Annotated in this window: 14 protein-coding genes and 1 other RNA gene; 6 read left to right on the forward strand and 9 right to left on the reverse strand. The window is 39.5% G+C overall.

The window, feature by feature from the left end:
* The first annotated feature begins 480 nt into the window (after positions 1-480).
* Positions 481-1,242: an SOS response-associated peptidase family protein gene (locus F607_RS28230; RefSeq protein ID WP_051310934.1), complete on the forward strand. Its 762-nt coding sequence runs from the start codon at positions 481-483 to the stop codon at positions 1,240-1,242.
* Positions 1,243-1,712: 470 nt separating this feature from the next.
* On the opposite strand, the gene F607_RS0105205 is transcribed toward F607_RS28230, so the two are convergent.
* The 6 genes from F607_RS0105205 to F607_RS0105230 all read right to left on the reverse strand — a co-directional run bounded on the left by F607_RS0105205 (position 1,713) and on the right by F607_RS0105230 (position 6,063).
* Positions 1,713-2,333 carry an Imm5 family immunity protein gene (locus F607_RS0105205; RefSeq protein ID WP_027707229.1) on the reverse strand — a complete coding sequence of 207 codons (621 nt, stop codon included), beginning with the start codon at positions 2,331-2,333 and terminating at the stop codon, positions 1,713-1,715.
* A 5-nt stretch (positions 2,334-2,338) separates the two neighbouring features.
* On the reverse strand, positions 2,339-2,788 hold the full coding sequence (locus F607_RS0105210; RefSeq protein WP_027707230.1) for an SMI1/KNR4 family protein: 450 nt from the start codon (positions 2,786-2,788) through the stop codon (positions 2,339-2,341).
* 82 nt (positions 2,789-2,870) lie between these two features.
* A complete protein-coding gene (locus F607_RS0105215; RefSeq protein ID WP_027707231.1) occupies positions 2,871-3,302 on the reverse strand; it encodes a hypothetical protein in 432 nt (143 codons plus the stop codon).
* A gap of 72 nt (positions 3,303-3,374) precedes the next feature.
* Entirely contained in the window at positions 3,375-3,845 is a 471-nt protein-coding gene (locus tag F607_RS0105220) for a pentapeptide repeat-containing protein (RefSeq protein WP_027707232.1), read from the reverse strand.
* 11 nt (positions 3,846-3,856) lie between these two features.
* A complete protein-coding gene (locus F607_RS32545; RefSeq protein ID WP_051310936.1) occupies positions 3,857-5,668 on the reverse strand; it encodes a PAAR domain-containing protein in 1,812 nt (603 codons plus the stop codon).
* Between the two features lie 137 nt (positions 5,669-5,805).
* Positions 5,806-6,063 (reverse strand): hypothetical protein, encoded by a 258-nt coding sequence (locus tag F607_RS0105230; RefSeq protein ID WP_027707233.1) that lies wholly within the window; start codon positions 6,061-6,063, stop codon positions 5,806-5,808.
* Positions 6,064-6,286: 223 nt separating this feature from the next.
* On the opposite strand from F607_RS0105230, the gene F607_RS0105235 reads away from it, so the two are divergent.
* Positions 6,287-6,646 (forward strand): helix-turn-helix domain-containing protein, encoded by a 360-nt coding sequence (locus F607_RS0105235; protein WP_027707234.1) that lies wholly within the window; start codon positions 6,287-6,289, stop codon positions 6,644-6,646.
* 213 nt (positions 6,647-6,859) lie between these two features.
* On the opposite strand, the gene ssrA is transcribed toward F607_RS0105235, so the two are convergent.
* Both ssrA and smpB read right to left on the reverse strand, forming a co-directional pair.
* Positions 6,860-7,216: a transfer-messenger RNA gene (gene ssrA, locus F607_RS33435) on the reverse strand.
* Between the two features lie 122 nt (positions 7,217-7,338).
* Positions 7,339-7,815 (reverse strand): SsrA-binding protein SmpB, encoded by a 477-nt coding sequence (gene smpB, locus F607_RS0105240; RefSeq protein ID WP_027707235.1) that lies wholly within the window; start codon positions 7,813-7,815, stop codon positions 7,339-7,341.
* A gap of 129 nt (positions 7,816-7,944) precedes the next feature.
* On the opposite strand from smpB, the gene F607_RS0105245 reads away from it, so the two are divergent.
* The 3 genes from F607_RS0105245 to F607_RS0105255 are packed head-to-tail and all read left to right on the forward strand — an operon-like array spanning position 7,945 to position 10,170.
* A complete protein-coding gene (locus F607_RS0105245; protein WP_027707236.1) occupies positions 7,945-9,393 on the forward strand; it encodes a sodium-dependent transporter in 1,449 nt (482 codons plus the stop codon).
* A gap of 17 nt (positions 9,394-9,410) precedes the next feature.
* Complete coding sequence (locus tag F607_RS0105250; protein WP_027707237.1) at positions 9,411-9,842, forward strand: type II toxin-antitoxin system RatA family toxin; 432 nt, start codon at positions 9,411-9,413, stop codon at positions 9,840-9,842.
* On the forward strand, positions 9,835-10,170 hold the full coding sequence (locus F607_RS0105255; RefSeq protein ID WP_027707238.1) for an RnfH family protein: 336 nt from the start codon (positions 9,835-9,837) through the stop codon (positions 10,168-10,170). The genes F607_RS0105250 and F607_RS0105255 overlap by 8 nt, the downstream gene beginning before the upstream one ends.
* Before the next feature lie 91 nt (positions 10,171-10,261).
* On the opposite strand, the gene F607_RS28240 is transcribed toward F607_RS0105255, so the two are convergent.
* Positions 10,262-10,732, reverse strand: a complete 471-nt coding sequence (locus F607_RS28240) for an outer membrane protein assembly factor BamE (RefSeq protein WP_084611113.1) — start codon at positions 10,730-10,732, stop codon at positions 10,262-10,264.
* 91 nt (positions 10,733-10,823) lie between these two features.
* Between F607_RS28240 and fur the strand changes: the two genes are divergently transcribed.
* A complete protein-coding gene (fur, locus tag F607_RS0105265) occupies positions 10,824-11,234 on the forward strand; it encodes a ferric iron uptake transcriptional regulator (RefSeq protein WP_212721146.1) in 411 nt (136 codons plus the stop codon).
* Positions 11,235-11,264 lie beyond the last annotated feature (30 nt).

Here is an 11,264-nt window from a genome sequence, read left to right on the forward strand (position 1 = left end):
CCTAGTTGCCACTTAGTCTTTGGGAGTAAAGGTGTTAACACTGCCCATTGTTTATCAGTCAGATCCGTTGGATAATACATTGTGGCTCTTTTTTTGTTCCCTGTTTGTTTTTGGTGAAACTAATGGTAAACAGAAGAAGAGTCCATTCCTATCTTCTTGAAACTGCTTTGTGCTTAATGATTAACCTTTTACTTAGACATCTGTATATTTTTTGATTTTTGAGACACGTTCTAAGTTATGAAGTGTTGCTTTTGTCATTTTTTCAAAGTGCCTTACTTTTGGCACAATGAATACTTGTGGAATTAATATAAATATAAAAATAAGGAAGAAAGCAATATTAAACCCAATGCTATAATTAAAAAGCGATACGATTTTTCCTATAGATATAGCAATGATTGCTAGAATTACTGTCCGCATATCTAAACTTCATTAGTCATGGATATAAGGTGGTAATTTTATAGAAAGTCAGCAAATAGTTAAATGAGTCAAAGCATATTATTAATCTATACTGTTAGCGATATTAATAATGTTGGGTTATATATGTGTGGACAGTTTGCACTCGGATCAGGGTTTGATTGGGGCGGCTTTTGTATTCGTTTGGATATTCGTGACTTGGTTGACTCAAAAGATAAGTTACGTTTTAGTGAAGTGTTCAAGCCTAGCCAAAAAATACCCATTGTTACCCAACAGGGGGCAGGGCATCAGCTATGCCAAGCCACTTGGTCATTACTTCTAGAAGAGACTGATGGAGGCTTTAAACCTCATGCTAAATACGCTACATTCAACTCAAAGTCGTCTCGTTTGACAGAAAGTCCTGTAAGTAAGAAAGCATTTAAGCGGTCTCGATGTATCATCCCAGCAAGCTCTTTTGTAGAAGGGGATGGACCTAAAGGTCATCGATACTACCATCAGCTTACACCTGAGTCAGGCATGATAGCGTTTGGTGGTCTTTATCGAGAGTGGATTCATAGTAAAACGGGTGAGCTGATGTATTCAGCATCAATCATTACATTACTAGGTCATCCTAAACTTAAGGATGTGCATCAGAAGTCAATGCCTCTAATGTTGCCTCTGGATCAACCTGCTTTAGCTCATGACTGGCTAAATTCTTCATTACAAGCGACTGAGCGTTTTAATGATTTATTGGTTCCCACATTATTTGATTCATTTGAGATCCTTCCAATTGATCGTCCTGGGAATAAATTACCAATTGGTGAGCGATATAAAATTGAAAGGGATTAAGGTTTATTAAAATAAACATCAGGTATCGTTATTTTTCGACGATTTCATCTTGATTAACATCATAAACAATAATGTTATCTAAACTTAATAAAAAGTCATATACCATTACTGTAATATCTGTAAACAAATTATCATCATCTGGGCCGAAGACTACACGAACTCTGGAGTTAACGTTATTATCTGTTAATTTGACATGAGAAAAATCATTTTTTACATCTAATCCTTGATCAAAATAAACACTTACCCAATATCCATCAAAGTTTAATTGTAAGTTTTTTTGCTCATCAAATGGGTCAGATTCAATTGATGTTGTAAGGTCATCAGAACCTTAAAATAGTTTAAGTATTTGGTCAAAAAGCCATTGTTCATTGGCTTGCTTGCTATCCGATAAAAAGTAACCATACATTGTATGAGGCATTGGATTAACCATTAAAATATAGGGTTGTTTGTTGTAGAAATATTATTAACTTTTATAAAGTAGCTGCGTGATCAATATACCATTGCCAAAACTCACTCAATTTAATAGGCGATGACTGAAAAGGAGGATCTTGCCATGGATATCCACCAGAGAAAGCCCCTGCAGCATACATTGAGGTATCCCAGATATCCAAGTCTTCATCGTCATCATCTAGGTCTTCACAGTAGCAATCACCGATGAGGGTTAAAAGCATTTCTACACACGCGTATCCAACTAATACTGCGTTGAGCTGATCATCACTTAAATCTTGAATATTTTCTAAGCCTGCCAGAAGATTATTAGCGAGTTCTTGTAACTCATCAGGGTTTAAGTTCTTTGACAGATATTGATTGGCGTAATCTAACGCTTTGTGCGGAATTCCATTTATACCAATATATTTTTCCCAAATAGGTAGTACTTTTTTACACGTATCGATAGCAAGCTGAACACGCTTAAAATAACCTTCGTTTTGAACGGCAATATTTTCTTCATTTGTGTCAATTGGCCCGTATGCTAACCAGATTTTTTTTCTATTTTTTAGCGGAAGGTGATTGTTAGGGTTCTTCTTGATAGCACTTTGGGCAGATTTGATTGCTTTAACTTGGTTAGAGGTTTTTTCTTGAGACTTATACACAGACGTTAATTAATCCAGAATGTTAAAAACTCATTAAAATTATCAAATGATTCACTATCCTGATATCTTTCAGCTAGATGGCGCCATACTATCTTTCCTGCTTGAGGATGCCCCTCACAAAATAGTAGTACATAAGATTCCCCATTATCATGTATAACGACTGCATTATCACCGCATGGTTGAATACCGTTTTCATAAAATACCTCAGAACGACGGTCTTTAGTAAACTCGATAACTGATACATAATCATTAAGTTCTGGTGGGCATACCCCATTTATGCACAAACCATCAGCCATCATAAAGCCAAATATTTGTAAGAAATCAACATATTGATCTGGGAGTTTTACCCCAAGAATTTGCTCAATATTTCTAATTTCGTCACTTGTTGCACCTCTTTCAAGATCCATATATTCTGGCTTTTGTTGCAATTCTTTATAAATATCATTTAAACTCATGTATTGAGTCATTAGGATCTCATATTGTGTATTTAAGTTGATGAGCTACAAATAGCTGATAAAAATTGGTGGAACACTAAATTTAATTAATTTTCTTCCAATGAAATGGTTCTTGGTTATTCAACCACTTAACTAGAGCTGGAAAGGGGTTTACGTCTCTGAACCAATACTCACCAGCCTCCTTTTCCCAGAGTTCAATAAGGTATTCATCAGCTCGATAAGTTGTTACACCAGGGCAGAACGTAAGAAGCTGTTGTTCCCAGTCTGCTAGTTTATCTAGAATAGATGGCGTTCGCAGAATTGATGAGTAAACCCATGGAGTCCATATTATTGTAACGTTACCTGTAAGCTCTCCAATTAAGTCAACAGTTGTATTTGGTAGTGTAAATTCAAAGCCACTATCATAAGTTTTACAATCCTCAAGCTCTGTACTTGTTGCAGATTTATTGCTTGGAAGTTGTTGGTTAAATCTTTCACCAGATATATCTAGAATATACTCAACGTTATGTGCCATTGATATCGATTTTTAACTGAAATAAAGGAATCACCTCCATGTGATAGATTAATGTCAGTGATAAAAATTAAGTTAGTCAATCTCTACACCAGTGGTAATAGCTTGTTTGAAGTTAGTATTTTGAAGCAAACATTCGTCAAAGATAGCATACGATAAATCAGCGTGATAAAAATTGGTATCACTTATATCGGCATTGATAAACTCTGCTTGTGATAATTTCGCTCCTTCGAAATTACAATTACTTAATTTTGCTTTATAAAAAGAAGACTTTACGAGAGTTGTTTTTTTAAAGTTACAATTATTAAATAAACTTTTGCTAAAGTTAGACGCGTATAGATCAGTGTTATTAAACGTGCAATTTATGAAAGTAGAATGTATTGCATTAATTTCTGAGATGTCTATACCGCTAAAATCATAATTTTCAATCATTGTCTCACTAAAGTCTGCAGCTTCTCCTTGAGTGCCATGACTAGAAATATACAGTTTATGTTGTTCCAGAATTTTTTTTACGCTTGATGAATCTAGGTTGTTTTGGGTAGACACTATATGTCCTCTCAAAGCTTGGTATTAACTTCAACAATACGGTTTAGCTCTTCTTTTGTAAGATTTTTATCAAGCCATTGCCATAGGCTCTTATGATCTTTTTCATTCATATAAGTGCTATCCAGTATAACTCTTCTTGGGGCGGGTTTACCTGAACTTTCATGAGGATAAGTCCCATGAGGTATGCCTTTTTTTCTTAGCTCACTTTGTATTGATTTGCCAGATTGTTCTGGGTCGAAAAAATCTGGTTTTCCTGGTTTCGCAGATGGAGGAGCTTTTACATCCCATGGATTACCGTCTCCATCATAAAACTCAATGCCTCTTGGCCCTCTTTTTATAGGTCCTTTAATAAGCCCTTGTTTTTCAGCTTCTAATCCTGCCATGGCTTCAGCTCTTGTTGTTGGTTTAATAGCACCAGAATGGTCAGGATCACTGGCTAAGTCGTTAAACCTTGGATCTTTCCTATATGTTTCTGGTACATCTTCATATCTGTGAAGAGACTTATGTTTTTCTGGTTTGTTGGCAGGAGAGGCAACACGGTTTTTGTTTTGCTCTGGAAGGCTCCTTTTTTTGGTCGTTATAGATTTAACGGTTGTTTTTGATTTTCCTTCTCCCCCCAGAGGGTTCATATAAAACACGGTACCCTTTGGTAAACCTTCACGGTTGAGTCGTCGCCAGGCTCTTACAGACTGAGCTAAGATAATTCCTTCCAGTACTAGATCAGGATTTTCCTGTAGAAAGCGGATAGGGTCAGATTTAATTTTGTTTTGAAGGATAAGTTGTTCAGTAACAGGCTCTATATGTTTTAGTGTCCAGTACAGAATATTCTCTTCATCCATGCCGTTCTCACGGGTCATCGCTACATCTTTTAAGGGGAATATGCTGCCTGAACTGTTAATCTCATAAAGGTATTTATCAGGACCTAGCTTGATGAGAGGGTTGAGCGGAAAAAACTCCGCCTTCTTATCAGTTTTTGTTAGGTATTGGCTGGTCCAAATATCGATATCTGTGCGCATGTTTTGGAGTAACGCCAGATACTTACGATCCTGAGTGCTTAAACTTCCATTATGAAAAGGCTCTGAAATTCCTAAATGACGCTTAAGCGCTTTGACTACGGTGAGCATTTTAGCGCGATCTTCTGCTACCCATGCGGCTTTATGTTCTTTTGCTAAGCGTCTGGCATAGGCATCATTGCTTTCTCCACCTTGCTTTTTATAGGGGGCTAATTCTGGCTCTTCTGGGTCAGGATGATCGGGGTAGAGAACTCTGACTTGCTCAATATCTTCCCTAAGTTCAATAAAGGCTTTCCCTTTAGCATCTAACTGGCCTTTTTGGATCTGAGCTTCAGTGTCTTGATCATACAGCTCATAGTTTGCATTAGGGACAGGGGAGCCATCCTCGGTGACTAGTTCAAGTCTAACCCAGTTCTTGGCCTGCTCTTCTTCTTTCTGCTCCTCAGGCTTTGCAGCCTCAGTAAAGGACTGTGTGAGAGTCTCGGGGGTGGTATCAGGGGCAAAGCCAGCGGACTGTAATTGCTTGGATTGGATAGCACTACCTGCACCAGCACCTACTTGAAAGCCTGTGGTGACTTTAGAGCTGCATGGACTGACGATGACATTGCCATTACTGACTTGGCTGCCAACAATAGCTGCAGGCTTACCATCCACTAAGATAGTGGGGTTGCCTGTGGTAATCACACTGCCATCACTCAGCTTATCGCCCACACGAGCGACAGGTAAGCCCTGATCCTTCATGTTAGGGCTACCTTCAATGATGGTATTACCTCGACTGTCTTTATCACCAACCCGTGCCAGACGAAACACAAGTGTACTCCTAATGTTGTCTACACAGTCAGTGTAGACGGAATGACACACGTGTTACGGAAATTAGTCATGAGTTGCTTGTTATTATTTATAAGGCAGCACTCTTGATTAACTACTTCATAAACAAGTAGGACAAGTTAAATAGCAGATAAATAACTAAGTGCTGCCGTCGAATACTGCTGAATATAAAAAAACATGTTTTTTAATTCGTTTAATTCTTTCTGGGGAATCATAACCGTTTTTTTCTGATCGAAAACAGCACTAAAGATCAAAGTGGAAGAGGGTGAAAAATGGGTTGGATAAATATCGAAAGGGTTTGTTAAATCGATTACATCATTCGCGCTGAGATTTTCGTGTGGTTGATACCGCTCCCAAGGTTTTGCTTTGAACACCATAATCACTTCCTTACGATTCAATGTTTCGTACCTACGTCCTAGTCATGAAAGTGAAAATACGTGTAAATATTTGCGATGTAAATCCCAGTTTTTTGTGCAATAAATAAACATTTGGCATTTTTCTAAATAGCATTGGTGCTCAGGATTACTTTTTTGTCATTTCTCTAAAAACGCGCATGATATTCATAGAAAATATTCATGCGGCGTTCATAATTAAAGGACTATGAACAGAAGTATCAGAAGTAAACAGGAACGAAAAGCGATCGGACTTCGCCTACGACAAGCTATCAATGACCATTCCCTGTCAGTAGAAGAAATCAGTCAACAGACAGGTTTAACCACCGCGCAAATTTACGACCGTATGAAGCTTGGCAATCTGCGTCTGAATGAAGCCACTGAGTTATGTCGCGTATTGGAAATTGATTTGCAGTGGTTAGCAACCGGATATGAATCAATTCCCTATATAGAAGGTTTAACTCATAAGTTAACGGAATTAAGCAGAACAAAACCCGAGTTCGTCAATCATCTTTTGCTGGCCATTGATCGACTTTGGTATGAGGAAAGGCTAGGGAAGCGACTATAGGTTTTGTGCATAAGAATGTCATGCTATATAAATGAAAGTGGTTAAAAATGCACCATAACTGTGCAGTTATGAATAGGAAAAGGGTTTATCGTGTGATTTTCGTGTGAATTGATACCCTAATTCTACACATACAAGCACAACCCAAAGCTTTAAGGTTTGCGTTTAAGTAGTTGAAAATATTAGGAGTTTTTTTGAGTTTGGGAAGGGTGAAAGTGGTGGAGGCGGCGGGATTTGAACCCGCGTCCGCCAGTCCTCTGCTTTCGGCTCTACATGCTTAGCTTCCGTCTACTGGGTTAACCTTAGTCGGCCCGACGGTCAGGGCGAATAAGGCGAGCCTGCGAAAAGTTTAGCCAAGTTGATGCAGACAGTCTTCTCAGCGAGCTTACTAAATATGACAGTTACCACCACCCCGTAAGCTGACTAGTGGAACTGCTAGCTGGGATTAAGCAGCTAGAGCGTAGTTTTCGTCGTTTGCGACTATTAATTTGCAGCTTTGGATTTACGAGATTGGCTGCCATCTCGACATGCACCAGAAAGGTTCGTAACCGTCGTCGAATCCAGATCGCCCCCGGTAGAAACCTCGTTTCTTCTTTAACTATGACCTAAGTATGGGGTTCAGGTCAACCTAATTCAAGTACTTGCTTTACTACTTTTGATCAATCATGTGTCGCTATATAATTAATATTATACAACTATTGACGCATTAAACGCTGCTTTTGCCTCTGCCAGTCACGTTCTTTTTGGGTGGCGCGTTTATCAAATTCTTTTTTACCACGGGCTATGGCAATTTCACATTTTACTATGTGTTTTTTCCAGTAAAGTGCCGTACAAATACAGGTTTGGCCTTTTTGCTGCACAGCTGAAAAAAGCTTTGCTAACTCTTTGCGGTGTAAGAGTAGCTTCCTATCTCGCAGTGGATCTGCGACGATATGTGTGGAAACAGTTGTGAGTGGTTGTATTTGTGAACCAACTAGCCACGCTTCGCCATCTTTTAGCAGAACATAACTGTCTACCAGTTGGGCTTTGCCTGCTCGCAGGCTTTTTACTTCCCATCCGGTTAAAACAAGGCCTGCCTCGAATTTCTCATCAATATGAAAGTCGTGGCGAGCTTTTTTGTTAAGAATAATTGTACCGGACTGCTGGCCGGTGCCTTTCTGTTTTTTAGCCATGCGGGCTATTATAAATTTTTATAACCGTTTGTGCTATGACTATGTGCTACATGTTCTTGTGAGAAATTTACAGTTGGTTAAAATGTAACCTTTGCACCAAATTAGAACAAGAAAAGAGGTAATAACAACATGGCAGAATCAACTGCATCAACGAGCGCTACTTGGGCCACGAGGTGGACATTTATTCTGGCCGCTACCGGGTCTGCTGTTGGGTTAGGAAACATTTGGAAATTTCCATTTATTACTGGGGAGTATGGGGGAGGAGCTTTTGTATTAGTTTATTTGTTATGTGTTGCGTTTATTGGGTTACCCATTTTGATGTCTGAGGCTCTCATTGGACGACATGCGCGGTGTAATCCAATTAGTGCGATGAGTAATTTAGCTGCTGAATCGGGTAAAACGCGAGCTTGGGGTTTAGTCGGTTGGATGGGGGTGTTAGCAGGCTTTTTTATCTTATCATTTTATAGTGTAGTTGCAGGTTGGGCTTTGGACTATACCCTGGAAATTGGACGAGGTACTTTTAACGAGGTCGCCTCGGGATCAACAGGGAAAATGTTTGAAGATCTAATTGGTGATCCCAAACGTCTTATGATTTGGCACACACTATTTATGATCATTACTGCATTTATTATTGCCCGAGGTATACATAAGGGCTTGGAAAGCAGTGTGCGTGTAATGATGCCAACATTGTTTTTACTCCTGGTTGTTATGGTAATTTATGCCTTTGTTGAAACAGATAAGTTTGGTGCTGGCCTAAAGTTTTTATTTGCTTTTGATATTGAAAAAACCTTTTTTACCTATGAAAAGCTTGTTGATGGTGCTGTCACAACTTGTCAGTGGGCAGAAGCGGGTTGTGAAAAAGTATTTACTTCTAAGCCACTGCTTGCGGCTATGGGGCATGCTTTCTTTACCTTAAGTCTTGGTATGGGGGCAATCATGGCATATGGTGCTTATATGCCAAAGCAAGCAAATATAGCCAGTACAGCAATAACCATTGTATTTTTTGACACCGTTGTTGCTTTGTTAGCGGGTATGGCTATTTTCCCGATCGTTTTTGCCAATGGTATGGAAGCTTCTTCTGGTCCTGGCTTACTGTTTATTTCTTTACCGCAAGCCTTTGGTAACATGCCTTTTGGCCAAGTCTTTGGTTGCTTATTTTTCTTCCTGGTATCAATTGCGGCATTAAGCTCAGCGATTTCTCTCATTGAGCCTGCAGTTGCCTATTTGACGCAGCGTTTTTCTGTCGGTAGGGTAACAGCTACGATTGGATTTAGCTTTTTTGTGTGGTTTTTAGGTATTGGCTCTGTTCTGTCATTTAATGAATGGGCTGAAGTGAAACCATTCTTTGGCAAAACAGTATTTGATTTTCTGGACTATTTGACAGCAAATATCATGCTACCTCTTGGAGGAATGTTAATAGCCATTTATGCAGGGTGGGCGCTAAAACGCTCTTTGGTGCTGAATGAGTTAGCGCTGAAAAACCTGCTTTATTTCAACTTATGGCGTGCTACTTCAAGAGTTATTGCGCCTGTAGCAGTGTTTGTTGTATTCATTGTGACGCTTATTCAGTCTTTATAAGGGTAAAGCATCAACTAATGGCAGTGATAAATCGTTCAGCTCTGGTCATGTATTCGGCCAGAGCGATGTTTGACCTCATTAATGACATTGAGTCTTATCCTCACTTTTTGCCTTGGTGTGTTGGCGCCAAGGTTCACTCAAGGCGTTCTGATCTGGTGGAAGCAAGTCTTGATGTGGCAAAAGGTGGTATCCGCCACTCATTTACGACTCGGAATCTTTTATCGGCGGGTGAGTCGATTGAGATGGAGTTGGTACAGGGGCCATTCTCTAAGCTTAAGGGTAAGTGGCACTTTAAAACACTTGCTGATAACGCTTGTAAGGTTGAACTGGATTTAACGTTTACCTTATCTGGCAAGGTGCTAGAAAAGACCTTAGGTGCTCTATTAGTGTCTGCAACGAGTTCGATGGTGGATGCTTTTTGTCAACGTGCTAAGGAAGTTTATGGCTGATTTCGCTGAAGAACATATTAAGGTTGAAGTAGCCTACGCACTTGCTAATAAACAAAAAGTTGTAGTGCTCAATGTACCAAAGGGTGCATCTGTTTATGATGCTGCGGTTGCCTCAAAGCTTGATGAGGAGTTTGAAGGTATTGACTGGAATACGGCCAAGATGGGAGTTTTTGGTAAGTTAGTACCTAAGCCTAAGGATCGAGTGTTAGAGGAAGGGGAACGAGTAGAAATCTATCGGCCATTAATTGCAGATCCCAAAGAAGTGCGCAAACGTCGCGCAGAAAAGGCGAAACTTGCTAAAAAACAAAGTTCAGAGTCGCCCGAATAATCAAAAAATAGTAATCCCCTACGGTGTTTCAAACTCAACCTTGAGTAACCTTTGCTTGGGTTACTCAAGGTTTGCTTGAGCGCACTTCATCTTAAAAGTCTTCTGTTGGAGCGTCTTCTTCTAGTAAATCGCTATCATTTGATACGTCTGTGCTTGCTTCTTCGGGTATAGGCATTCCCGCTTCTTCCATGATAGCTTTGGGGTCTGGGCGAAAATCTCCTGAAAAGTGACTTAGAATGTCGTCTTTGAAGAAAATACTGAGTGTTTCTTGGGAGCGAGCTTCTCCTCCTGGTTGAAAGCTGTAAACGTAGTCCCAACGCTCTTGGTTAAAGCTATCAATCAAGAGAGGGGAGCCTAAAATGAAGCGTACCTGTTGTTTGGTCATTCCTGGGCGTAGTTGATTCACCATGTCTTGGGTGATGATATTGCCTTGCTGAATATCAATCTTATACACACCAGGAAAGCTAACCGTACGATGGTCGCTATCTGAGAAAAATGAACAGCCACTAATGCACATTAAAAGTGACGCGAGAAAAGTGAATTTTGTTAAGGTGTTTTGCATCTTTTAAAGACTTCCACTATCTTGGGTCAAAGTGAGATAATACCTTACTTCTTGGCGTCTGCTAAGGGTTCGATTTATAAAGGATAGTGTTGTGGAAAATCAAGAGTTAAGAAAAGCGGGTCTGAAAGTAACTTTGCCCAGAATTAAAATTCTGCAAATCCTAGAAAATGCAGAGCATCGCCATATGAGTGCTGAAGATGTTTATAAGGCGTTAATGGATGCTGATGAAGATGTTGGTTTGGCAACAGTTTACCGTGTATTAACTCAGTTTGAAAATGCAGGCTTGGTGGTTCGGCATAATTTTGATGGAGGCCACTCTGTATTTGAACTTGCCCAAGGCAATCATCATGACCATATGGTATGCGTAGAAACAGGCCACATTGTTGAGTTTTGTGATGAAGAAATTGAAAAGTTACAAAAACAAATAGCCGAAAAACACGGCTTTGACTTGGTTGATCATAGTCTTGTCCTTTATGTGAAGCCGAAAGCACAAAAAAAATAAATTTTTGTGACTTGGGTTGCTATTAATCTG

It is taken from the genome of Zooshikella ganghwensis DSM 15267, from assembly GCF_000428585.1.
GTDB lineage: Bacteria > Pseudomonadota > Gammaproteobacteria > Pseudomonadales > Zooshikellaceae > Zooshikella > Zooshikella ganghwensis.

Excerpts from the sequence above, each read along its gene's own strand:
- F607_RS0105215 (WP_027707231.1), bottom strand. The coding sequence starts at position 3,302 with ATGGCACATAACGTTGAGTATATTCTAGATATATCTGGTGAAAGATTT.
- F607_RS28240 (WP_084611113.1), bottom strand. The coding sequence starts at position 10,732 with ATGCAAAACACCTTAACAAAATTCACTTTTCTCGCGTCACTTTTAATG.
- F607_RS0105250 (WP_027707237.1), top strand. The coding sequence starts at position 9,411 with ATGGCAGTGATAAATCGTTCAGCTCTGGTCATGTATTCGGCCAGAGCG.
- F607_RS0105210 (WP_027707230.1), bottom strand. The coding sequence starts at position 2,788 with ATGAGTTTAAATGATATTTATAAAGAATTGCAACAAAAGCCAGAATAT.
- F607_RS0105255 (WP_027707238.1), top strand. The coding sequence starts at position 9,835 with ATGGCTGATTTCGCTGAAGAACATATTAAGGTTGAAGTAGCCTACGCA.
- F607_RS0105230 (WP_027707233.1), bottom strand. The coding sequence starts at position 6,063 with ATGGTGTTCAAAGCAAAACCTTGGGAGCGGTATCAACCACACGAAAAT.
- F607_RS0105235 (WP_027707234.1), top strand. The coding sequence starts at position 6,287 with ATGAACAGAAGTATCAGAAGTAAACAGGAACGAAAAGCGATCGGACTT.
- smpB (WP_027707235.1), bottom strand. The coding sequence starts at position 7,815 with ATGGCTAAAAAACAGAAAGGCACCGGCCAGCAGTCCGGTACAATTATT.
- F607_RS28230 (WP_051310934.1), top strand. The coding sequence starts at position 481 with ATGAGTCAAAGCATATTATTAATCTATACTGTTAGCGATATTAATAAT.
- F607_RS0105245 (WP_027707236.1), top strand. The coding sequence starts at position 7,945 with ATGGCAGAATCAACTGCATCAACGAGCGCTACTTGGGCCACGAGGTGG.